Source organism: Coprococcus sp. AF16-22, assembly GCF_003461545.1.
GTDB lineage: Bacteria > Bacillota > Clostridia > Lachnospirales > Lachnospiraceae > Coprococcus > Coprococcus aceti.
This window is the reverse complement of sequence record NZ_QTXH01000001.1, coordinates 106,557-130,046: the sequence shown is the minus strand read 5'-3', so window position 1 is coordinate 130,046 and position 23,490 is coordinate 106,557. Positions and strand designations below refer to the sequence as shown.

Genomic DNA, 23,490 nt, shown 5'->3' with positions numbered 1-23,490 from the left:
ACACTTTAGTAGCTATTCAAATGTTCATCTGCATACATAACGCTGTTATGGTTTAAGCCTTTTTTTAGGTCTTCCCTGTAATTCGGAAGACCTGTAATAAGACATAATGGAAATTTGATTCCCCTGTACCACATTTTTCATTTTACTGTTTTCAATTTTCTATTCCGGTCAAATCTTATTCTGGATCCTGCCACGGCTTAACCAGGCCATACCAGCCTGAGATCAGATATTTCATACCTGTCTCAACGAACTTCAAGGCATCCTTCTCATTGTCAATATGTGTCACCATGAATATAAACATATCAATCTGTGAATGAGACATCCAATGTACCACATTCCTGTCAACCATCGGTGTTCCATAAGCCCTGCACATCGCCTCACATATAAATGCATTGTGTGCATCCATCTGATCCACTATATTGTCTGGCATGCTCTCCATGCTGGATCCCTGTGACTTCGTAAGAACAAGAAGCACTTCTTCTCTATGCATATAAATCTCATGCACTATGTTCCTGGCCGACTCAAAATCACTGTCCTCATTGTGGTCTGATGCCATGCCATTGTTCATCTCGTCCATCTCAACGGAAAAATGCTCGGTTAACACAGCATTGAGTCTGTCCATCATGTGTCCCACAACATTGCAGAACAGATCGTCCTTATCCTTAAAAAAGAAATATAAAGCTCCGGTTGTCACTCCTGCCTTCTGACATATATTTCTAAGTGACGCACCCATAAATCCCTTATCCATGAACTCTTCCTTGGCACACTTTAGAAGTTCTTTCCTCGTCTCGCTGTCATGTTGTATTTTCTTTGCCATAATCCTCACCCATTTAATTATAATATAAAATAACATAACAGTGTTACGCTTGATAACACCGTTATGTTAAAACATATCGATCATTTTGTCAACTATTTTATTTCTTATACATATCGCTATAAATTCTGTCTATAGTCTCATCACGACTCAACTTATCGTACAGATAATAGTCAGAATCTGATTTAAATGATCCATACACATCCTCAGATTCCAATATCGGTGCCATAATCGACAATTTGTCGCTGTTTTCTTTTCTCATAGCATCTGCCTGTACCTCAAATCCAGTCAGCATATCATGCTCATCAAGAACAGCAAGTGCCGAACTGCTGATCGGAACACCCTTTTCTGTTCCCTGTCTTAAAGTCATTTCCTCACCGTTCAACAGATAATTCAACAGCTTTGCGGCCGCTTCTGGGTGTTCAGTATTATTACTTATCGCATACATTGTTGCAGGTTTAACAAACCAGCCTAAAGATTTTGCCCCCGGCTCACATATGTATTCTCCTATTTTTACATCATATCCATTTTCCTTCAAAGGATCACAATATCCTCCTGCATCACTTACCCACGCAAGAGTGCCGCCAACCTCACCGCTGGCAAAAGCATTCCTGTTAAATGAATCTACAGACATTAAGACTTTTTTATCAAGTAGTTCCTTATAAAAATCCAACATGTCACCTATCTGTTCCTTATTCAGATTCAATGTGCCATCAGATTTGACCGGATCATTTCCGGTTGTCTGTATATAATGTGAAAGCAGCATAAAAAATAATGATTTTTTTGTCATGCCCAGAGGATATACCCCATCTTTGCTCATGATTCTGGCTGCATCAAACAAGTCATCCCATGTTCTGGGAATACTAAGTCCATATGAGTTCCAAAGAGTCTCATTATAATAAAAAGTCTCCGTATTGAACGCGATAGGAACAGCATTTAATCTTCCATTTTTTGTTCCAAAGGCAAGCTCTTCTTCAGTATAGTTTTCAAAATCAATATAATCCGAAAGCGTATTAAGATCATAAAAGCCAGATCCGTCAGAAGAATATGTATCAAGCCAGCCATAATTTATGAGCATAACATCCGGAGTCTCCTGTGATTTCATATATATATGCTGTCTTTTCTCGTATCCATTCCACACACCATATTTGCATTTGACGTTTATTTCTGGATTTTCTTTTTCAAATATATCAACAGCATCCAGTGTGTACTGGTTTCTACTATCATCGCCCCACCAGGAATATTCTATAGTTATCGTATCCCCGACAGCCATATCTGTTTTTTGCTCTCCGCAACCACTAATTACAAAAAGCAAAAAAAGCATCATCAAAACCGATAATCCTCTTTTGTGATTTTTAATTATATGTTTCATCTGTTTCACCTCTGATCAATCCTGATTTTCAACGAACCAGCTATACTGACTTTTTCCGTTTCTCTTTGATTTATACAAAGCGGTATCAGCCTTCTTCATCATGCTTTCATAATCAGATGAGTTCTCTCCATCTACTATGTAAACACCTGCTGATAACGAAAGATTACATTCAGTATATTGTTTCGAAATCGTTCTGGTAAAATCTTCAGCCAACAGTCTCAGCTCAAATTCCATTTTCTTTCTAACACTTTCCAAAGTCCATCCAGTAAACTTCCTGTACACTGCAAACTCATCACCACCTACCCGTCCGATCACGGAATCTGCTCCAAGCATTTTTGTGAAGAGTTCAGCAGTTTTAGACAGAACCACATCCCCTTCTCCATGACCCAAAGTATCATTTACCTTTTTAAAATTGTCCATATCTATCATTATAAACACATGTGTGACTGTTTCTGACTTTTCCTCAAGACAGGATCCAACAACTTCTCCAAACGAAGCTTTATTCATAAGTCCTGTAAGCTGGTCATATTCAGCCTTTTGCTTTAATTCCTCAATAGCTCCGGAAACAGGTGTATATATTCTTTTCAATACAATGCTTCCTGTCACAACAACCAATAAAGCCAGCACAAGAGTTGCTACAAATGAATACAATTTCAATCTCCCTACTTCTTTGAATATCTCAGATTCACCTATGTAAGACACTACTCTCCAGCCATTTGAACATTGTGCTACGGATATAACATATCCATCCGAATTTGTCTGATATTCGAAGTCGTCATTTTCCTTTGGAAGGTTCACTTCAATTTTTTCTCCAACGCATTTTGCATTATTTGAATACGCAACTTCCTCGGAATCATTTACAAGACACACCCTCATATCCTTGAGTTCATGACTTAAATTCACCACTGAACTTAGTTCCCTGCTATAGAAAGAAGTTACGATCACAGCATTTTCATTAAGTTTCTTGACGTAGAAAAGCCTGTCTGGACTGTTTAAATAATCAAAAAACCAACCGGACATTGTCTTCTCGTCATTTATATGTCCAGTAAAATATGTATATATTCCTCCATCCGGAAAAGCCTGAAGTGTTGTGTTGGAAATCCATCCCACGCTCTTGTCATTGGAATATACGACACCAAAATCTGTAAAGTTGTCAAACACACCAAGGTCACTTATCCTATTCTGAATCGCCGCTTCCTGCTGTATTCTGGTAAATTCATCCAGACTATCATCTGTGGCATCATACTCACACAGCTGATCATCGGAGAAAAAAAGAGCCACTGTATCTTCTATACCGACAAGATAATTGTCGACGTTGTATCCAAGCTGTTGGTTGTTAGACGATATAAGATTCACTATCTTGCTTCTCATATTATCAACTGCCTGTTTTGTTATGATAAAAGATATCATACCTGCTGTGGCAACAACAGCAGCCAGGAAGATGATAGCGAATCTCCTCCTGGCTTTGCTTATCTCATATTCAGTTCTGTTCCTGCTGTTTGCTGACATATCTTTCTTCCCCCGTGTTATATACATAGCTATTATATAACAACTATTATTTGTAAATTGTCAATCTTTTTTCTTTCCGTAATCTTTACACGCTAGTATCCATATTGCACTCATTCCACAAAATCCTACTATACTCACCAACACTCCTGGCCAAAATAATGGATATTTAAACTTTATGTTTGTCACTCCTGTTCCAACACACAGCATATTATTTTCATCCATTATCTCCGAATCAGATACGAAAATATCCTGATATGCAAGAGTAGTATTTATCACGGCTCCATCAGCAATATCTGCCGGAGCATCATTTACTGTTATCACCATTCCACCGTCCGTTATCTCACTACTTATAGGAATCAGCGTTCTCTCAGGAAGATCCTCCGGGCTCACGCCAAGAATATCCTCAACTATCTTCTCTGCACCGCTGTCCCCTGTCACACTATAATAGTACAAAAGATTCAGTCCCACATATTTGATATTCTGACTGTTCTCGTCCGTGGCTGCAAATGCAAGCTGTTCCATCTCATAAGCGAATGTACCTGTCACGTTCATGGCTCCGGTTATATATCCGGTATTCCACTCTGACATATCATCAGGAAATCCTGTAGTAGATATCTGCTCACCGTCATAGCTAAAAATCGGATAGCTGGACTTTAATGATACAGACATATCCGTAACTCCAAGAAATACATGCTGCCTCGTTGCGCTGTCCGCTGGGACATGTGTCATGTCTATGACAACATTTACACCAGAATCCGCAAGAGATCTCACCATCTCCTCAGCCTTCTGTCTGGTGTCATATGAGAATCCGGTCAAAATTACAGTATGGTAGCTTTTCAGTTCGTCCGTAGAATAATCCTCTATATTTGAGGACATTCCTGCCTTAAAAGAAGGAAATGCAAGGGTTATCCCATCCGCATAGTCACCTATGACAATGCCATCATACTGCGTGACAACACCGAACTCCTCCGGACCATCAAGCTTAAACAGGCACACCTTATCCGACTCATATGTCAACGTGTAGCCACTCTTCTTTGCGCTTGCAGTGACATCATCGAGAGTCTTTCCCTTTGCACCTATATACTTTCTGTCAATTGCAACTGTATCGTCTCCAAGCTCGACCGATCTGTCAAACAGATAATCATACTGTTCATTCTCAAGTGCCTGGTTGAGCAGCATTATGTTGTCAGCGGTCGCAGCCCCCTGCCATGCCCATCCAAATGTATATGACGCCCCCCCATCTGTACACACTCCGTACGATGGATAGGAACCGAGACTTGAAAGATCCATGAGCGATGCCCTCTGACTTGTGTTATCCCTCAAAAGGCCCGCCACAGCCACACCGTCATCATTTGCCGGAACGCTGTACCTCTCAAATGTGAATGACGGTATCGCATCCACCACAAGTATGATCACCGAGGCAATCACAAATGGCTTTCTGAGCCGCTCCCACTCTATGAGCGACAGGAAGAAAAATCCATATGCTATAACTGTAAATCGCGTCATCCAGAGTGCCTGACTCATCGGCATCTTTCGAAGTATCGGCAGAACATCCGGTGTCGTGAGCACAAGGATTACAAGAGCCAGGATAAATCCTGATTTTTTCTTGTTATCTGCAAGCAAAATTCCCGCTATGGAGAGCAGGACAACGGATATTCCAAAATAAAATGCGCCGATATCTCCATTTATACGGTTTAACGGATTGAGCGATGAAGAAAGATCAGACATCCACATCGTCATTACATCTGATGCTGCCTCGGAATCCATGGATGATATTCCGCCCGAAAGTGATGGCACAAGCCACACTCCCATGATGAGTATGCCACATATCATCGTGAGCAGGATGATCACCTGACGTCTTATACCCATTTTCCTGTGATGATCGAACAACAAAAACAAGAAAGTTCCTATTCCGATCATAGCTATCATCATGATATGGGTAACGGTTATGAGCATTGTAAATATGAGAATCCCGGCAAGTGCCCATCTCTTCTCTTCCCTGAGATACACCCAGATAAAATATATGAGATATGGGAGAAGGAAGGACACGACCATTCTCGGCATATTGCCCTCATCAATGTACATTCTCGCATTTTCAGGCATGAAGAACCACAGCACAGCAAGTGCTGTTCCAAATACAGGCCTTCCGATTCTTCTGCCGATGAGCAGAAATGCCAGTCCGCCGAAGAATATATACACGCCGAACAAGAGGTAATATGCATTTATCACATTTCCCCCTGTGAAACACATGAGAAGTGCTGTTATATAATATGAAAGAGGCGGCCAGTACCTGTATAACTGGATTCCGTTATACCATGTCTCGTCATACAGAGGATATATCTGTCCACGTTTCAGTGCCTTATAGAGATACTCCGACTTGTACATATGCCCCCATACATCATTTCCCGATGGTTCAGTCACTACGTTCTTAAAGTGTATGACTCCAACCGCTGCCAGTGCGGCAAGGACAACCACACCAAGAGCGAAATAAATATTAAGTTTTCTCCTGCTGAGTTTATCCTTTTCTGTCATTTGGTCTCGTCATTTTCCTTTATATCTTTGAGTATCCTGTCAGTTATGGAGTTTATCGTCTGCATCTCCTCCGTGTAACTATCGTCGATAAGACTTACCACATACGACATCGATGGGGACTCGCTGATCTCCATCATGAGAAATATCCAACCGTTTCTGTTCAATATCTTCGTTAGTTCTTCCTTGAAATACTCACATATATTCTCAAGTGTCGGATTGATCATATCAAACGGCGGAACATCGTTTAACGTCTTGTCCTGGTATGCACTTAAAAACTCCTCAACCCTGTGTTCAAGATGGTGAAACTTGACAGTCTCATCACGTCCCTTGACAACATTTATCACAATCTCCCATGTGTGGGGATGTATTTCTCCCATGACTCCATTTTTGTATATGCCATGTCTGGCATTCAGATAGAATTTGAATTTATACTGTCTGAACCTCATATAATTCACCTCTCAAAACATTTGAACTCAACATCATTTGAATTTGTTCTCATCTGCAGCCGCCTTACCAGTTCGCAAGGTCCAGCAATCTGTCCTTCTCATGGTAAAATGTATTTCTTGGATTTTCCGTGGATACAACTTCTCTGAGTACAGTCTCCAGCTCCGCTCCTTTAGAAAACGCCTCCCATTTGGACAGCATTTCCTCTCTCGTCTTTTCAGCTGCTGCAAGATCCGTCTTGTACATGATCACCACGAAATATCCCTTTGAAAGTTCCGCTGTAACATGATTTTTTCCCATGGAACCCTTTATAAAGTCCATGATCCTGAAAATGGCATCCCGTGAGAAATACCTGTCTCCCATCCTGACGCGAATGAACATAAAAGTGATCGGAAAAAGTTCAGTATCCGAAGATTTCGACAACAGCGTGTCAACTATCTCCAAATCATAGTAACCTTCCCTCTTTATCTCCGTCTTATCGAAATCCCTGTTTCTGAGTTCTTCCTCGTACTGGTCTGTCAGTCTTTCATACTCATCAAACTTTTCATTCCGCTCTGTAAGATCGGACTGCAGCGCAATAACTTTTCTTCCCTCATGTCCAATCCTCCCTGCAAATTCAATTAATATACATCCAAACACCAGTATCGTAGCTATAACGGCTGTCACAATGTAGAATTCCATATTTGAGGTTCCATACTCCTCAAGAACATAATCTTTGTCTGTAAATACACCACACACATACTCTGTTCCAGACACAGACGCCTCACTGACTATTCCGCCCAAATCTTCCATATAGAGTTCAAATTCCGCCTTAGATGATATATTCTCCAGATTCTTTGTTGTATCATCATCCTTCATATACAGCACTCTGCCATCTTTGAGAATGAATCCCCACGTAGTTCCGGATACCGGCACAGAATGTCTTATGAAATGTATCATCGCATCCTCCGATTTCCCAGCCAGCCCATCTGCAATAATCTGCGCTGTGCTGTCCTGTTCATTCTTAAACGAATGTACAACATTGTCCCTGTTGTCCATGATATGGTATCCATAATATATGATCTCAAGCAAAGTGGTGACCAAAACAACTACAAATGCTGCCACCAGTCTTCCCCTGTACGTTTTTTTATTTTCTTTTCTCTTCTCTGTATTTTTATCTGTAGATCTGTCCATCATCTGGTCTCCTCATGTGCACCTGCCAGCTCATCCTCAGGATAGTTGACAAATCTGCGTACCTTATCTAGTCCGTGTGTAAACCGCAGAAAATCGCTCCTTACTACGCCCACTGCCGTATCCCTTTCATCTGAAAAAGTCTGCATCTTCCAGCTGCCCTTTGACTTCATGGAATTTATTATTCCGGCAAACCTGAACCAGAATACAACAAAATTGTAAAGTGGCAGCAGAAATATCAGATAAATTTTTCGCACATAGTATCTTCTAAGCTTTTTAAAGGGCTTTAAAAACAGGCTTATACATATATAAAGAAGTGCTGTGGTAAAAACATACAGCATGTACATAATGATGACCGACTGTATGATAAGACTAAATGGGTAATTCACAAATCCCAGACATATTAGTGCGAAGTACCATATCATTCGCGGAAATGCAAATGTATGATCAAACATGACAAGTCTAACTATGAAATCCGAGAAAAATCCCCTGACCACATTCATTCTGTTCTTCATGAACATATGGACAACCTCTATCTCCCCACGCTGCCATCTCTGCCTCTGGATATACAATCTGTTCACGTCTTCTATCGGATCAACGTAAAATATCGCCTCACTGCAGAGAACCACACTTTCACCAAGCACATCTCTTATCTGAAATGTTACGTGTGTGTCCTCGCACACTGTATCCGTATTGTACATATTGGTTCTCATGATGGTGGAACGTCTGAACGCTGAAAAAGCACCGGAAAGTGTAAATATGTTGTTGAATTCTGACTGAAAGTTTCTTCCGGCAAGAAAAGCCTGGGCATACTCAAAAAACTCAAGTTTTCTGAGCAGGCGAAGTCCGAATCCCTTTGTCTCGTCTATCATCTCAGGATTTGTCATGATTGTACCCGTCATACAGTCAATATCAGCGTTTCTCTCAAACTTTACGACCATATTTCTTATGGCATCCCTCTGCAGAACACCGTCACTGTCTATATGGATCACATATTTGCCAAAGCTGTTGAAAAGCCCAAGGTTCAGTGCCTTAGACTTGCCCTGCTTTGAATTTACCCAGTTCATGGTAAGTTCCGGAAACTCCTCCTGACACTCGCAGAACACTTCAAAGCTTCTGTCTGTACTCATGTTGTTGACGACAAGTATATATATCTTATCATTTGGGTAACTTGAATCATTAATTGACTTGATACACCGTCTAAGACTGTGCTCTTGATTGTACACCGGTATTATCATGGTTATCTCAGGTGAAAAGTTTACTGCCTTCTCCTTATGTGACACTATCTTTTTCTTTATCAGTATCACAAAGTTGCCTATGGTCGGAATGATCTCCATAACTATAGGTATGATGACCCAGGCTGCCCAGAATATAATAGAACTATGAAATATCTGCATTATGTGCGTCAAACTTAAAACCTCCAACCTTCTGTCTTATTATCTGCGACTTTGTAAATACAAAGAAATATAGTGCAACCGTGCATGCATAGAACACAAGACGCCCTATTATCGTATGGGCAATGAAGTATGAACTTTCTCCAAACATATATATTATGAGGCAGATCACAAATATCCTGAGTACATTTGACACAAATATCGCAAATCCTCCCACTACGCTGAGCACGCTTTTCTCATATGTGTGATACAAAGGAAAAAACCACAGGAGCGCCAAAAATGCCAGTATCTCTATGATGCCTGAGCACTCATAGTCTATATACATTGAAAGGTTTGTATCCCCTGTGGATATAAATATTACATTTTTGTTGAAATAAGACTCGTATATTCCAGTCATATCCCCAAACATCCCTGCCACTGCGGATACTGCTTTTTGCAGTGGGGCAAGAATGACCGGCTCAACCAGTATAAGCATGTATATAAAGAGACCCACACTGCCTGCAATGAAATACCAGAATTCGAGTTTGCCACGTTTTAGAACCGTAAGCACATATATCCATATAATAAACGTTACGATCAACAGTATGTTCATCCTGTGTTCTGTCTCCTTTTCACATAGTAATTTTATTATACGAGGGTTTACCTCTTCTTTCTTCTGCACACAAACACTCCGCCTGTTGCAAGTGCCATCGCCATAGCTGCCCCTGCCCACGGACCTGTCGGAGTTCCGGTTATAGTTACGCCCTGCGCGCCGATATTAGGGTTGGACACTGTGATAGTCGCCCCCTGATCAATGTTTATACCCAGATAATCAGCCAGTTTCTTCATTGATATTGAAAACTCTATCTCATCACCCTTTCCCGTCTCAGTGTGTGCTGCATCATAAACCGTAAATGCCACATCGCCATCTATATCTGTATAGTAACCTGCGAACACACCAAAATTCCTGTATATTCCCTCATCTAGATTATACATCTGTCCCGACCAGTTGATCGAACCATCTGAATTCACAGGTAATACATTGAGCACACACTGTTTACCATCTACTGTAATGTTCCAGAACTGGAACTGCATCTGTGATGTGTACAGGTCATTCATGGAAAAATGCACATACAGCCTGTCGCCATCTATCGCAATCTGTCCCTTGTGAACCGAATAGCCATTGTTGCTGTTATATGTTATATCAGCAGATGGATACTGACTCCATTCACCGTAATATCCATCTATGGCAAGCCCTGTTGTGACAGGTCCACTTGAATTGCTCTTTGCCGCATCTGTCTGGGTTGCAACTGCATCATCCGCAAATGCCTGTATTCTGCCGCCCATAATAGAAAAAACTATAAAAATAACAGCGAAAGAAACAGCCATAACGCCTCTGTTCAAATGTTTCTTATACGATTCTCTTTTCTTCATACTCATCACGCCTCATCTCTGTAGTATATTTTCATTGCTCAATTTATATATGTATATATTTCATCTATATCAGCTAAGTCCTGTCATACTCTCAAGTTTCAATATATCATCAAATATCTTCTGATAATTTCTGTTGCTTGTATCCATGTTCATGGTCGGCAGCAGCATCCTGTCAGATACCTGATACACACATAGCGGATTCTCAGATATATCAAGCTGGTATAACTCCATACCACTTTTCATAAACTGTTTTCGCAATTTCTCGTAGAAGTAGTCGCCTATTGTCTCAAGGGTATTACCACATCCCTCAAACTCAGGAAGTTCATTAAGATACCGTCCCCTATACTGATCTATAAATGACGAGATGATTGCTTCCAACTTAAAAAAGGGAATATCCTCTTTACTATCCTTCATACCTATATAAGTGACAACTGTAAATGAGTGTCCATGTATCTTCGTTATGTCGCCATTAAAACTATGTTTTGCATTAAAGTAGGTTCTGTATATATAGTAGTTAAACAACCATACCCCTCCCGACCATAAACTTCTATTTCAACTTAATAAGACTCATTCTTATCATCTCTAAATTATAAGTACATCATTGTGATATATCAATGATGAAAAATCGCCAAAATTATGGCTATTTTATGAACATATTGTGACTTTATGTATAACAAGGACATTTCAACCGATTGCGCTATTCATATTTTATTATCTATTTGATCGTTATTGATTGTATAATCACAAAATCCGTCAAATAGTCATAATGTGAATGGCCGCACAAAAAAAAGATCCCATCCATATGAATGAGATCTTTTTACATTTGTCTATAAATCCTATCTACATTATAGCTCTGACATTGTCATTTATGCCGCAAGCAGTTTCTCAACACTTACAAGCTTTACACAGAGAACAAATATCTCTGTTGCCTGCTGCATCTCCTCCGGTGTAGGGAATGAAGGTGCGATTCTGATGTTGCTGTCCTTTGGATCGTTGTGGTATGGGAATGTTGCTCCTGCGCCTGTGAGGATAACTCCTGCCTCCTTGCACTTTGCAACTATAGCCTTTGCACAGCCTTCCATAGCGTCAAATGATATGAAATATCCGCCGAGAGGCTTGATCCATGAACCAATTCCAAGTCCATCAAGCTCCTCCTCAAGAACTTTGAGAGTTGTTTCAAACTTTGGTCTCATGAAATCAGCATGCTTCTTCATATGCTCCTTGAGTCCGTCAAGGTTCTTGAAGTATCTTGCATGTCTGAGCTGATTTACCTTATCGTTTCCTATGGTCTGTATTGTGTAATGCTTCTTGGCATCCTCAAGATTTGCATGTGATGTAGCCATAGCTGAAACTCCTGAACCAGGGAAGCTTACCTTTGATGTTGAAGCAAACTCAAATACCATATCCGGATTGCCGGCCTTTTCACACTCTCCGATGATATCAAGTATCTCTACCTGATTGTCCTCATACAGATGATGGATGACATATGCATTGTCCCAGAAGATTCTGAAGTCCTTAGCTGCTGGTCTTAGATTTGCAAATCTTCTTACTGTCTCATCGCTGTAACAGATTCCCTGTGGGTTTGAGTACTTTGGCACGCACCATATGCCCTTTACTGTTGGATCTGAATTTACAAGTTCTTCAACCATATCCATGTCTGGACCTGTCTCTGACATAGGTATGTTGATCATCTCTATTCCAAAATGCTCTGTGATGGCAAAATGTCTGTCATATCCTGGAACAGGACAGAGGAACTTCACCTTATCTAGCTTGCACCAAGGTGTCTCTCCCATTATTCCATGTGTATATGCTCTTGATACAGTGTCAAACATAAGAGTGAGACTTGCGTTACCACCGATGAAGATATGATCCTCAGTGGTTCCCATCATCTCAGCCATAAGTCTCTTGACCTCTGGAATTCCATCAAGGCACCCATAGTTTCTGCAGTCTATGCCACACTCTGACTTCATATCAGAATCACTGTTGATAACATCCATAAGACCAACAGATACTCCAAGCTGGGTTGGTGATGGCTTACCTCTTGACATATCAAGGTTCAGGCCAAGAGCCTTCTTCTCTTCATATGCCGCAAGCAGCTGCTCTCTAAGTTCCATTAACTCTTCTCTTGATAATTCACTGTACGCTTTCATAAAAGTCTCCCTTGCTACCTAACAATGTTATAGTTATATGTCCAGGTTGCACGTCAAAATATTCTACATCAAATAGACTATCCTAACGTTCAACCCTTGTATCATATAATTTATTTCTCCGGTTGTCTAGACCTTAATCGCATAAGTTTGCAGTATTTTGCAAATTTTGGTTGAAAAATCTAAGTTTAATCACTGTATTCGACTATATTTTCGTCAAAATTTCATATTTAACTTTTTATTTTCAAGTTAGCCGACATTGAAAGATGCTGCAGTGTTCTTTTGGGGTCGGCTTAAATATATGGCTCTATTGGTTATTTAGATGGTATCATGGATGCTATCTCAGCGGCAAGCTGCGACTTCGGCATGGTCTGAAGTGTTATCTTGCCAGGACCAGTTACCACTGTATTGAAGAATCCCTCTCCTCCAAAGAACATATTCATGGCACCACCCTTTACTGTCTCTGCGTTTAAGGAACATGTTGCATCCATCATTGCAAGATAACCTGTGTCAATGACCATCTGCTGTCCCGGTGCAAGCATGTAATCCACAACAGAACCATCGATTTCAAGGAACACTATTCCCTGACCTGTAATCCTCTGCATAATAAATCCCTCACCTCCGAAGAACCCACCGGCTATCTTCTTTTGAAAAGCTATCTCCAGATTGATTCCCGGTGTCGATGCAAGGTATGCTGACTTCTGACAAATGATCTCCTTGCCAGGTCCTATCTCAACCGCCATAATATTTCCCACAAAGCTTGAACCGAATGCTATCAGTCCAGGTCCCCCCTGAGCCGTATATGTATTTCGGAACATCGATTCACCGGATATGGCTCTGGTGAACATCTTGCCTACTCCGCCACCTGATGTCTGCATCTGCATATTCGGAGACATCCATACCATTGCACCTTTTTCGCAGTTTATAGATTCCCCTGCCTCCAGAATGATTTCTACCACAGGCATCATGCCGCCTTTGATCTCGTATCTCATATAATCTGACCTCCCTGTATTCTCCATATTTAATATGAGTTTCATTTTTTTAATTGGTACAAATGTATTATATAGTAAATACTATTCATATAACAATGTTTATTTATAAATCATGAATAAAAGCCTGTTTTTATTAGGCATATCACTTTTTCCCACTTTTGGAACGAGTTTTTTCATATATTAATTGCTTTTTTTGAAACACAATGGTATATTTATTCAGATAAAATATGAAAGGAAGATGTAAAAATGAAACTCAAAAAATTATTAGCAATTTCAATGTCAGCAGTTCTGGCTATGACAGCTCTTACTGCATGTGGAAGCAAGGATGATTCTTCGGAGGCAGGTTCAGGGAGTGCTTCATCAAAGAAGACTGCAAAGGTCATCGAGATTGACCTTACAGACGAGCAGTATGCTTTCGGTGTTGACAAGGAACAGCCTGAGCTCTTAACACAGGTTAACGATTTCATCAAGTCAATGAACGAAGACGGAACATTTGAAGAGATCTGCAATCACTACTTCGGCGATGGCGAGCCTGTTGCAGTTGAGTCAGCAACACTCGATGCAAACAAGGATCAGCTTGTAGTTGCAACCAATGCTGCATTCGAGCCATTTGAGTATACAAAGGGAGAGAACTACTATGGTGTCGATATGGAGATAGCTAAGGCTCTCGCAGACAAGCTTGGCAAGGAGCTCGTTATCCAGAACATGGATTTCGATGCTGTATGTCTCTCAGTTGGTCAGCACAAGTGTGATATCGCTATGGCAGGTCTTACTATAAAGCCAGATCGTGAGGAGTATGTAAGCTTCTCAGATTCATACTACAAGGCTTCTCAGAAGCTTATCGTTACATCAGACAATACAGAGTTTGATGATTGCAAGACAGCTGATGATGTCAACAAGATCCTTCAGGCTAAAGGCTCAGACATGAAGATTGGTTTCCAGACAGGTACTACCGGACAGTTCTACTGCGAGGGTGACGCAGACTGGGGATTCACAAAGCTTGCTATGACTTCAACAGGCTACAAGAACGGTTCTCTTGCAGTTCAGGATCTTTTAAATGGTAACCTCAACTATGTTATCATCGATGCTGCTCCTGCAGCCAGCATCACTGCTGCTCTTAACGCAATGCAGTAAATTTTAATTCGAATTTAGTAATTTTAGTATTAACGCCAATTATGTTTGAAAGGATATTTCATGGGAGACATTTCTACAAAAATACAAAAGTTCATAGAAATATTCATCGACAACAACGGGTATGTTAAGGTAGTCGAGGGTCTGAAGAATACTGTGATAATAGCCATTGCCGGTCTTATCATCGGTATAATAATCGGTACCCTCATTGCTACCGTCAGGGTAATTCCAAAGTACAAGCGTCTGCCTAGGGTTCTGGATGCGATCTGCAGTGTATATGTAGGTTTCTTCCGTGGAACACCTATGGTTGTACAGCTTCTTCTCTTCTACTATGTTCTTCTTCCTATAGTGGGAGGACACATGACAGGAGTTCAGGTGGCTATGCTTGTATTCGGACTCAACAGCGGTGCCTACATCTCAGAGATCATGCGTGGTGGTATACTCTCCGTTGATCCAGGTCAGATGGAAGGTGGACGTGCCATGGGACTCAGTTTTTCGACTACCATGCTCAAAATCGTTATACCTCAGGCAGTCAAGAATATTCTGCCAACCCTTGGAAATGAATTTATTTCTTTAATAAAGGAGACTTCAGTTGTAAGTTTTGTCGGAGCAACTGATCTCTACGTTGCATTCAACTACATCGGAAGTAACAGCTACGAATTCATGGTCCCTTATCTGGTCATGGCACTTATCTACATCGTGATGGTGCTTCTCATCAGCCTGGGAATCAAATTAATGGAAAGGAGCCTGAGAAAGAGTGATAGACGTCATTAATCTTGAAAAAAGCTTCGGTGATAACAAAGTCTTAAACGGCATCAATATCACCATAGACAAAGGCGATATAATGGTTGTTATCGGCCCTTCAGGTTCTGGTAAAAGTACATTTCTTCGCTGTTTGAACTGTATGGAAGATCCTACCGGCGGCCAGATTATATTCAATGGTGTTGATATAGCAGACCCTAAGGTTGATATCAACATACACCGCCGTCATATGGGTATGGTTTTCCAGCATTTCAATCTGTATAACAACAAGACTGTTATACAGAATATCATGCTTGCTCCTGTCTATGTCAGATGTCAGGATCTGAAAAAGGCAAAGCGGCATAATCTTCTGCTTCCTGTCACCAATCTCTTCCGCAAGGAAAAGCAGACAAAGCAGGAAATAACAACAACAAAATCAGAGATCATTGCCGAGGCACATGCAAAGGCGGAGGAACTCCTGAAGAGGATCGGTCTGGAGGACAAGGCGGATGTATATCCATCTACTCTCTCAGGCGGTCAGAAACAGCGTGTTGCCATCGTCCGTGCGCTTGCCATGAATCCTGATGTCATTCTGTTTGATGAGCCAACCTCCGCTCTTGACCCCGAGATGGTCGGCGAGGTTCTTGATCTTATGAAGGCTCTTGCAGACGAAGGCATGACAATGATCATTGTTACCCATGAGATGGGATTCGCCAGAGAGGTTGCCAATAAGGTTGTATTTATTGACGACGGACAGATTCTAGAATCCGGTACACCGGAGGAATTCTTCGGCAACCCTAAGAATCCTAGACTTAAGGATTTCCTTTCAAAAGTGTTATAAGACATTTTATCCGGCATGTGTGTTTTTTCATATGTGCCGGATTTTTTATAAAAAATTCCATGCCATTCATAATTTTTACTATATATTCATACGTACTTTCCAATTCAATTCTTGATCCATTTCATATTTCAGTTCATTTTTTCAATTTATTTCCTTATTAGCTATGTACTTTTGGGCTCTTATACTTTATAATATCAATAATTTGGGCATTTTTATAAAAGAAAATAAACGATGTCCGGCAATGTTTAAAATCACATTAAAATACTTCTTTATTTTGTGTGATTTCATGTAGTTTTCAGTGCTCTCGCTCTGAACAAGAATCATTTTACAATAAGGAGAAAGATATGCCAAAAAGAGAAGACATTAACAAAGTTCTGATAATAGGATCTGGTCCAATCATCATCGGTCAGGCATGTGAGTTCGACTACTCAGGTACTCAGGCGTGCAAGGCCCTTAAGAAGCTTGGTTACGAGATCGTATTGGTCAATTCCAACCCTGCTACCATCATGACAGATCCTGAGACAGCTGATGTCACATACATTGAGCCGCTCAATGTCAAGAGACTTGAGCAGATAATTGCAAAAGAGAGACCTGACGCTCTTCTTCCAAATCTTGGAGGACAGTCAGGACTTAACCTTTGTGCTGAACTTGCAAAAGAAGGCATCTTAGACAAATACAATGTCAAGGTCATCGGTGTTCAGGTAGATGCCATTGAGCGCGGTGAGGACAGAATCGAATTCAAGAAATCCATGAACGCAATCGGAATAGAAATGGCAAGAAGCGAGGTTGCCTACTCTGTAGATGAGGCTCTCGCCATCGCAGATCAGCTCGGATACCCTGTTGTTCTTCGTCCTGCATACACCATGGGCGGTGCCGGCGGCGGACTCGTATACAACAAGGAGGAGCTCAAAACTGTCTGTGCAAGAGGTCTCCAGGCCAGCCTTGTAGGTCAGGTCCTCGTTGAGGAGTCAATCCTCGGATGGGAGGAGCTTGAGCTTGAAGTTGTACGTGACTGCGAAGGCAATATGATCACTGTATGTTTCATCGAGAACATCGATCCTCTCGGCGTACACACAGGTGATTCATTCTGCTCCGCTCCTATGCTCACAATCTCTGAGGACGTTCAGAAGAGACTTCAGGAGCAGGCATACAAGATCGTTGACTCTGTTGAGGTCATCGGTGGAACAAATGTACAGTTCGCACATGACCCTGTATCTGACAGAATCATCGTAATCGAGATCAACCCTAGAACATCCCGTTCTTCTGCTCTGGCATCAAAGGCTACAGGATTCCCTATTGCCCTTGTGTCAGCCATGCTGGCAACAGGACTTACCCTCAAGGATATCGAGTGCGGTAAGTATGGCACACTGGACAAATACGTTCCGGACGGTGACTATGTGGTTATCAAGTTCGCACGTTGGGCATTCGAGAAGTTCAAGGGTGTTGAGGACAAGCTCGGAACCCAGATGCGTGCCGTAGGTGAGGTCATGAGTATCGGTAAGACCTACAAGGAGGCATTCCAGAAGGCTATCCGAAGCCTTGAGACAGGAAGATACGGCCTCGGCTACGCCAAGGACTACAATACAAAGAGCAAGGATGAACTATTGCGCATGCTTGCACATCCATCAAGCGACAGACATTTCATCATGTACGAGGCGCTCAGAAAGGGTGCTACAGTAGATGAGATTTTCGATATAACAAAGGTTAAGCACTACTTTGTTGAGCAGATGAAGGAACTCGTTGAGGAAGAGGAAGCACTCGCAGCACACAAGGGCTCTCTCCCATCCGACGAGGCTCTTACCACTGCAAAGAAGGACGGTTTCTCAGACAGATACCTCAGCCAGATTCTTGAGATTCCTGAGGAGGACATCAGAAATAAGAGAATCGAGCTCGGAGTTACTGAGGCATGGGAAGGCGTACACGTAAGTGGAACAAAGGACAGCGCTTACTACTACTCCACATACAATGCACCTGACAGCAATCCGATAAATGAAGACAAGCCAAAGGTTATGATCCTCGGCGGAGGTCCTAACAGAATCGGTCAGGGTATCGAGTTTGACTACTGCTGCGTACATGCATCACTGGCACTTAAGAAGCTCGGATTTGAGACTATCATAGTAAACTGTAATCCAGAGACTGTTTCAACTGACTATGATACATCAGATAAGCTCTACTTTGAGCCACTTACACTTGAGGATGTTCTCAGCATTTACAACAAGGAAAAGCCAGTGGGCGTCATCGCACAGTTCGGCGGTCAGACACCTCTTAACCTTGCTTCTGACCTTGAGAAGAACGGCGTAAAGATCCTCGGTACATCTCCTGCTGTCATCGATCTTGCAGAGGACAGAGATCTCTTCCGTGAGATGATGGATAAGCTTGAGATCCCTATGCCAGAATCTGGTATGGCTACTACTGTTGACGAGGCACTTGAGATTGCTCACAAGATTGGCTATCCAGTCATGGTTCGTCCATCATACGTTCTCGGCGGACGTGGTATGGAGGTCGTATACGATGACGAGAGCCTTGACGGATATATGAGGGCTGCCGTTGGTGTCACACCGGACAGACCTATACTTATAGACAGATTCCTGAATCACGCCCTTGAGTGTGAGGCAGATGCCATAAGCGATGGAACTCACGCATTTGTTCCTGCCGTTATGGAGCACATCGAGCTTGCCGGAGTTCACTCAGGTGATTCAGCATGCATCATTCCTTCAGTACACATCACTGCTGAGAATGTTGCTACTATCAAAGAATATACAAAGAAGATCGCTGAGGAGATGCATGTCGTAGGTCTTATGAACATGCAGTACGCTATTGAGAAAGGCAAGGTATATGTTCTTGAGGCAAATCCTAGAGCATCCCGTACAGTACCTCTCGTATCAAAGGTATGTAACGTGCGCATGGTTCCTATCGCTACTGATATCATCACATCAGAGCTCACAGGAAGACCATCTCCTGTTCCAGCTCTCAAGGAGCAGCACATACCATATTACGGAGTTAAGGAGGCTGTATTCCCATTCAACATGTTCCCAGAGGTTGACCCGATCTTAGGACCTGAAATGAGATCCACAGGTGAGGTTCTCGGACTTTCAACCTACTATGGAGAGGCATTCTATAAGGCTCAGGAGGCTACACAGACTCTCCTTCCTACAAGCGGAACTGTCCTGATCTCTGTAAACAGAAAGGACAAGGATGAGGTTATCGAGATCGCTCAGCTCTTCGAGAAAGCTGGTTTCAAGATCCTTGCTACAAGCGGAACATATGCCATAATTACGGCTGCCGGAGTTAAAGCTGAGAAAGTCAAAAAACTCCAGGAGGGCAGACCAAACATCAATGATCTTATAACAAATGGCTCTATAGACCTGATAATCAATTCTCCGAGCGGTAAGGAAAGTGCCCACGACGACAGTTACCTCAGAAAGGCTGCCATCAAGGCAAAGATTCCTTATGTGACTACAATTGCAGGCGCAAGAGCAACCGCAAAGGGTATCCTGTACGTTCAGGCGCATGGTGACAGCGATGTTAAGTCACTGCAGGAGCTTCACAGTGAGATAAAGGACGCTGAGTAATTATACTAATTTTTAGTATTTCATATTTTATAAGAGCAGGCTGGTTATGTTTTCTTTCCAGCCTGCTCTTCATATTCTAATATAGATCAATCCTACGCTTAGTAGGTCAAATGCAGTTGATTTGTTCTTAAATTCTTATAGAGAATATTCCTCAACAACAACTGGCCGGTAGCCTTATTTCAACCATTGTCCCTGATATTTTTCACCGCCATTACAATCATTGCCACACTATATACCAAAGCAATTATCAGCATGCATCGTGAAATCAAAATCCCACCAGTGAATTGTGTCGGAATACAAATCAGAGGTATAAGTATTATTGAAAATATAATTGAAAATATGGGATGTTTCCTCTTGATATTGAAATATAAAGCAAGTATTGCCATTGCAATACCAATCAGAAACATAATCCCAAATACTATAAGTAAAAATGCTATTGTATTTACCATTTCAAACTCCCCATACAAATAAAATTACAATGACAGTCATAAACATCATCTTATTGAGTATTTACAGGTTCATTTCCAGTGAACTTCCACCTATATCCGGAGTCCTGAGCAGCATCTCTTTGTACTCTTTCTTCACGGATCTTTTATATCTCTTCATGTCCATATCAATTATTCCTGTATCCATTCCTTAAGTGCGGCTGAAAGTCTTCTGTCTATATTCTTTCTCGTCGCCTCGCACTCATTTGGATAATCCTTTGCAGCCTTGAATATAAACTTCATGACGAATTTCAGTCCAACCGGAAGTGCCATACGAAGCATCGATTCCGGCAGAACAAAATGAGTTCCATGCTCATACACAAGCGGCACATACTCACATGTATGCGGACGTTCCTTCAGTCGCTGATTCATTCTGCGGATGTATTTGCCCGCCTCCCAGAATGAGTCGTCATCTGCGCCAATAAGAAACAGCTTTCCCTTTATATTCTCAACCTTGATCATTTCCTCTTCTGTGTGTTCCCTGACTTTTTCCGAATCAATAAACAGACAGGTACTGCGCTCAATGTCGCCGGAGCCCTTTGTCTCCTCCTCGATTTTCTGCCAGTACACAGGATGCTCATACACAAATGGCATGTAAGCAAGAGGCTCGCCTCTCCACGAAAGAGTCGATGCACCCGGTATCGGCCATTCCTTACATCCGTCTTTATTACCCTGTTCAAATCCCTGCCATACAAAATCACTTGCCGTAAGTCCAAATGTCAATGTGATATCAGGAAAATACGACGCCGCAACAAGGGAATCCATGCCAGCCGTACTCATTCCCATGATTCCTATTTTCCGGTTTCCATGACTTTTCAGCCATGCAATAGCCGTCTCTATTCTCTCAAGCGGATTATTTACATGGCTGTAATTCTTCTTTCCAGGAGATATGCAGAGTGCGTTCACACCATTTTTGTGCAGCCACTTCGCTCCGCACTTCGCCATAAGATCATTCGGATCGTCTCCAAACAGTCCTATGAATGCACAGTCAGCCCCATTTGGATTCTCGTAATATGTTCCATAGAATCCGTCCTTCCCGATCTCAAAAAACTGTTTTTTCACAACTTTTTCCTCCATTTTCCTGTATGCTCCAGACCGCCCTCGATGCCTGATAACACAATGACAACTTTATCTATTCTATCACCAACCAGATATAAGACACAATCCGCCTTGTGCAGTGTTTCTTTTATAGTCTCAGAACCTTTCATTTGTTACATCCCTCTGATCCAATTCTCTTAACAACCACAATGTTAGTCGTTGCTAACTTTATTGTCAAGTGTTATTGCTTTATAAATCAAAAAACTCCCGCAAATAAAAAAGCAGCCAGACAAAATTTTGTCTGACTGCTGGTAGGTGTTCATCCAATTATTATAAATATTTACTTCTATTGAGCCCTACAGTTCCTTGTGACGTGCAAAGTAATCCTTTGTCTCTGCCACAACCACACTGCTGAGTGCAAGCAATGCTATGATATTCGGAATCGCCATAAGTCCGTTAAATATATCAGCGATAGTCCATACAGCCTTAACTGTCATGTATGGTCCGATAAATACGCAAAGTATGTATAACCAACGATAGATCTGAACTGAGACCTTGCTGCCGTTTGTGAGGTACTCAAGACACCTCTCACCATAATAGTCCCAACCAAGGATAGTTGTAAATGCGAAGAATACAAGGCAGATCATCAGGATGAATGCTGCAACCTGACCTGGCATAAAGAAAAGTCCCTTCTGGAATGCATCAGTTGTGACTGCGATTCCCTCAAGGCTGCCATCCTGCCAGCTTCCCATCATAACGATTGAAAGACCTGTCATTGTACATACGATGATAGTATCAATAAATGTACCTGTCATTGTTACAAGTCCCTGACGAACAGGCTCCTTTGTCTGAGCTGCTGCTGCTGCGATAGGTGCAGAACCAAGGCCAGCCTCATTCGAGAAGATACCACGTGCAACACCCTTCTGCATGGCTATTGCAAGACTTGCTGTAACACCACCTGCAAATGACATAGGCTTAAATGCGCACTTGACTATTGTTTCAAATGCAGCTGGAACTTTATTTATATTAACTATGATAAGAACCAGACACACCACGATGTAGAGAACTGCCATGAATGGTACTATAATCTGAGAAACCTTTGATATTCTCTGGATTCCACCGATTACAACAAGTCCTACAAGGATTGCAAGAATAAATGCTGAGATGACGATGGCTATTGAGTAGTCATTTCCAAAGATTGATACTGTATTTGCCTTGTCAGGATCAAAGAAAGCCTGAACTGCAGAAGCAATACCATTTACCTGTGTAAATGTACCGATACCCATAAGACCTACGCATGCTCCGAAGAATGCAAATATCTTTGCAAGCCACCTCCACTTGTGACCCATACCGCTCTCAATGTAATAGAAAGGTCCTCCGAGAACGTGTCCATCCTCGTCAATCTTTCTGTACTTTACAGCAAGCAGTCCCTCTGAATACTTTGTTGCCATTCCAAAAAGCGCTGCGATCCACATCCAGAAAAGTGCTCCGGGACCACCGGCAAGGATACCTATAGCTGTTGCTACTCCTACGATATTACCTGTACCGATAGTTGCTGAAAGTGCTGTACATAACGCGCCAAAGCTCGTCACCTCTCCTGTACCGTCTTCCTCATTCTTAATCATGAATCTCAGTGCCTTTGGCAGATGAACTATCTGAAGGAACTTAAGTCTGATCGTCAGATAGATTCCGCAGACGATGATGAGTATTATGAGTGGCAAGCCCCAGACAATATCATCAACTTTGCCTAAAAAGTTTGTGAATGCGTCCATGTTACTCCTCCTATTTTTTATTTATAATTCACAAGTGTAAATTATAGCATAAAAATTCTTAAATAAAAACGAAAAAACACGCATTTTCAAGATTTTTCTTGGTTTTTTGCATGTTTTTTCGAA

19 protein-coding genes are annotated in these 23,490 nt (G+C 41.7%); 4 read left to right on the top strand and 15 right to left on the bottom strand.

The window, feature by feature from the left end; translation table 11 throughout:
• Nucleotides 1-175: 175 nt before the first annotated feature.
• The 12 genes from DWW60_RS00575 to DWW60_RS00515 form a co-directional block, all read right to left on the bottom strand.
• A complete protein-coding gene (locus DWW60_RS00575) occupies nucleotides 176-817 on the bottom strand; it encodes a TetR/AcrR family transcriptional regulator (protein ID WP_158565864.1) in 642 nt (213 codons plus the stop codon).
• 97 nt (nucleotides 818-914) lie between these two features.
• Nucleotides 915-2,186 carry an ABC transporter substrate-binding protein gene (locus DWW60_RS00570; protein ID WP_117874177.1) on the bottom strand — a complete coding sequence of 424 codons (1,272 nt, stop codon included), beginning with the start codon at nucleotides 2,184-2,186 and terminating at the stop codon, nucleotides 915-917.
• 15 nt (nucleotides 2,187-2,201) lie between these two features.
• The gene (locus tag DWW60_RS00565) at nucleotides 2,202-3,695 is read right to left on the bottom strand and encodes a GGDEF domain-containing protein (RefSeq protein ID WP_022216363.1); all 1,494 of its coding nucleotides are present in this window, start codon (nucleotides 3,693-3,695) and stop codon (nucleotides 2,202-2,204) included.
• A gap of 60 nt (nucleotides 3,696-3,755) precedes the next feature.
• Nucleotides 3,756-6,227: a 6-pyruvoyl-tetrahydropterin synthase-related protein gene (locus tag DWW60_RS00560; RefSeq protein ID WP_022216362.1), complete on the bottom strand. Its 2,472-nt coding sequence runs from the start codon at nucleotides 6,225-6,227 to the stop codon at nucleotides 3,756-3,758.
• Nucleotides 6,224-6,673: a 6-carboxytetrahydropterin synthase gene (locus DWW60_RS00550; RefSeq protein ID WP_015535025.1), complete on the bottom strand. Its 450-nt coding sequence runs from the start codon at nucleotides 6,671-6,673 to the stop codon at nucleotides 6,224-6,226. The genes DWW60_RS00560 and DWW60_RS00550 overlap by 4 nt, the downstream gene beginning before the upstream one ends.
• 64 nt (nucleotides 6,674-6,737) lie before the next feature.
• Nucleotides 6,738-7,844 carry a hypothetical protein gene (locus tag DWW60_RS00545; protein ID WP_055222731.1) on the bottom strand — a complete coding sequence of 369 codons (1,107 nt, stop codon included), beginning with the start codon at nucleotides 7,842-7,844 and terminating at the stop codon, nucleotides 6,738-6,740.
• Nucleotides 7,844-9,250, bottom strand: a complete 1,407-nt coding sequence (locus DWW60_RS00540) for a TIGR03111 family XrtG-associated glycosyltransferase (RefSeq protein WP_022216359.1) — start codon at nucleotides 9,248-9,250, stop codon at nucleotides 7,844-7,846. Before DWW60_RS00540 ends, DWW60_RS00545 begins: the two co-directional genes overlap by 1 nt.
• Complete coding sequence (xrtG, locus tag DWW60_RS00535; RefSeq protein WP_015535028.1) at nucleotides 9,222-9,827, bottom strand: exosortase family protein XrtG; 606 nt, start codon at nucleotides 9,825-9,827, stop codon at nucleotides 9,222-9,224. Before xrtG ends, DWW60_RS00540 begins: the two co-directional genes overlap by 29 nt.
• Before the next feature lie 47 nt (nucleotides 9,828-9,874).
• Nucleotides 9,875-10,648: a Firmicu-CTERM sorting domain-containing protein gene (locus DWW60_RS00530; RefSeq protein ID WP_158565862.1), complete on the bottom strand. Its 774-nt coding sequence runs from the start codon at nucleotides 10,646-10,648 to the stop codon at nucleotides 9,875-9,877.
• A 69-nt stretch (nucleotides 10,649-10,717) separates the two neighbouring features.
• Nucleotides 10,718-11,170 (bottom strand): 6-carboxytetrahydropterin synthase, encoded by a 453-nt coding sequence (locus DWW60_RS00525; RefSeq protein ID WP_055272840.1) that lies wholly within the window; start codon nucleotides 11,168-11,170, stop codon nucleotides 10,718-10,720.
• Nucleotides 11,171-11,514: 344 nt separating this feature from the next.
• Nucleotides 11,515-12,798 carry an aminotransferase class I/II-fold pyridoxal phosphate-dependent enzyme gene (locus DWW60_RS00520; RefSeq protein WP_055272838.1) on the bottom strand — a complete coding sequence of 428 codons (1,284 nt, stop codon included), beginning with the start codon at nucleotides 12,796-12,798 and terminating at the stop codon, nucleotides 11,515-11,517.
• Between the two features lie 311 nt (nucleotides 12,799-13,109).
• Nucleotides 13,110-13,787, bottom strand: coding sequence for a TIGR00266 family protein (locus DWW60_RS00515; RefSeq protein ID WP_022216357.1), 678 nt, complete (start codon nucleotides 13,785-13,787; stop codon nucleotides 13,110-13,112).
• Nucleotides 13,788-14,033: 246 nt separating this feature from the next.
• Between DWW60_RS00515 and DWW60_RS00510 the strand changes: the two genes are divergently transcribed.
• From DWW60_RS00510 to carB, 4 genes are all read left to right on the top strand, one after another.
• Nucleotides 14,034-14,921: a transporter substrate-binding domain-containing protein gene (locus DWW60_RS00510; protein WP_055144298.1), complete on the top strand. Its 888-nt coding sequence runs from the start codon at nucleotides 14,034-14,036 to the stop codon at nucleotides 14,919-14,921.
• Between the two features lie 60 nt (nucleotides 14,922-14,981).
• The gene (locus DWW60_RS00505) at nucleotides 14,982-15,692 is read left to right on the top strand and encodes an amino acid ABC transporter permease (RefSeq protein WP_004853031.1); all 711 of its coding nucleotides are present in this window, start codon (nucleotides 14,982-14,984) and stop codon (nucleotides 15,690-15,692) included.
• Complete coding sequence (locus DWW60_RS00500; protein ID WP_004853032.1) at nucleotides 15,676-16,500, top strand: amino acid ABC transporter ATP-binding protein; 825 nt, start codon at nucleotides 15,676-15,678, stop codon at nucleotides 16,498-16,500. Before DWW60_RS00505 ends, DWW60_RS00500 begins: the two co-directional genes overlap by 17 nt.
• 344 nt (nucleotides 16,501-16,844) lie before the next feature.
• On the top strand, nucleotides 16,845-20,072 hold the full coding sequence (carB, locus tag DWW60_RS00495; RefSeq protein ID WP_117874175.1) for a carbamoyl-phosphate synthase large subunit: 3,228 nt from the start codon (nucleotides 16,845-16,847) through the stop codon (nucleotides 20,070-20,072).
• A gap of 179 nt (nucleotides 20,073-20,251) precedes the next feature.
• Here carB and DWW60_RS00490 read toward each other — a convergent pair whose 3' ends face one another.
• From DWW60_RS00490 to DWW60_RS00480, 3 genes are all read right to left on the bottom strand, one after another.
• Entirely contained in the window at nucleotides 20,252-20,521 is a 270-nt protein-coding gene (locus tag DWW60_RS00490; protein WP_117874174.1) for a hypothetical protein, read from the bottom strand.
• Between the two features lie 168 nt (nucleotides 20,522-20,689).
• Nucleotides 20,690-21,619: an acyl-CoA thioester hydrolase/BAAT C-terminal domain-containing protein gene (locus tag DWW60_RS00485; protein ID WP_330417727.1), complete on the bottom strand. Its 930-nt coding sequence runs from the start codon at nucleotides 21,617-21,619 to the stop codon at nucleotides 20,690-20,692.
• 332 nt (nucleotides 21,620-21,951) lie between these two features.
• Entirely contained in the window at nucleotides 21,952-23,367 is a 1,416-nt protein-coding gene (locus DWW60_RS00480; protein WP_022216350.1) for an alanine/glycine:cation symporter family protein, read from the bottom strand.
• Nucleotides 23,368-23,490: the final 123 nt, after the last annotated feature.

What these genes read in the sequence shown, in the direction of transcription:
- DWW60_RS00520 (WP_055272838.1), bottom strand. Translation starts at nt 12,798, where the DNA reads ATGAAAGCGTACAGTGAATTATCAAGAGAAGAGTTAATGGAACTTAGA.
- DWW60_RS00510 (WP_055144298.1), top strand. Translation starts at nt 14,034, where the DNA reads ATGAAACTCAAAAAATTATTAGCAATTTCAATGTCAGCAGTTCTGGCT.
- DWW60_RS00560 (WP_022216362.1), bottom strand. Translation starts at nt 6,227, where the DNA reads ATGACAGAAAAGGATAAACTCAGCAGGAGAAAACTTAATATTTATTTC.
- carB (WP_117874175.1), top strand. Translation starts at nt 16,845, where the DNA reads ATGCCAAAAAGAGAAGACATTAACAAAGTTCTGATAATAGGATCTGGT.
- DWW60_RS00505 (WP_004853031.1), top strand. Translation starts at nt 14,982, where the DNA reads ATGGGAGACATTTCTACAAAAATACAAAAGTTCATAGAAATATTCATC.
- DWW60_RS00530 (WP_158565862.1), bottom strand. Translation starts at nt 10,648, where the DNA reads ATGAAGAAAAGAGAATCGTATAAGAAACATTTGAACAGAGGCGTTATG.
- DWW60_RS00565 (WP_022216363.1), bottom strand. Translation starts at nt 3,695, where the DNA reads ATGTCAGCAAACAGCAGGAACAGAACTGAATATGAGATAAGCAAAGCC.
- DWW60_RS00545 (WP_055222731.1), bottom strand. Translation starts at nt 7,844, where the DNA reads ATGGACAGATCTACAGATAAAAATACAGAGAAGAGAAAAGAAAATAAA.
- DWW60_RS00515 (WP_022216357.1), bottom strand. Translation starts at nt 13,787, where the DNA reads ATGAGATACGAGATCAAAGGCGGCATGATGCCTGTGGTAGAAATCATT.
- DWW60_RS00575 (WP_158565864.1), bottom strand. Translation starts at nt 817, where the DNA reads ATGGCAAAGAAAATACAACATGACAGCGAGACGAGGAAAGAACTTCTA.
- xrtG (WP_015535028.1), bottom strand. Translation starts at nt 9,827, where the DNA reads ATGAACATACTGTTGATCGTAACGTTTATTATATGGATATATGTGCTT.
- DWW60_RS00490 (WP_117874174.1), bottom strand. Translation starts at nt 20,521, where the DNA reads ATGGTAAATACAATAGCATTTTTACTTATAGTATTTGGGATTATGTTT.
- DWW60_RS00570 (WP_117874177.1), bottom strand. Translation starts at nt 2,186, where the DNA reads ATGAAACATATAATTAAAAATCACAAAAGAGGATTATCGGTTTTGATG.
- DWW60_RS00480 (WP_022216350.1), bottom strand. Translation starts at nt 23,367, where the DNA reads ATGGACGCATTCACAAACTTTTTAGGCAAAGTTGATGATATTGTCTGG.
- DWW60_RS00550 (WP_015535025.1), bottom strand. Translation starts at nt 6,673, where the DNA reads ATGAGGTTCAGACAGTATAAATTCAAATTCTATCTGAATGCCAGACAT.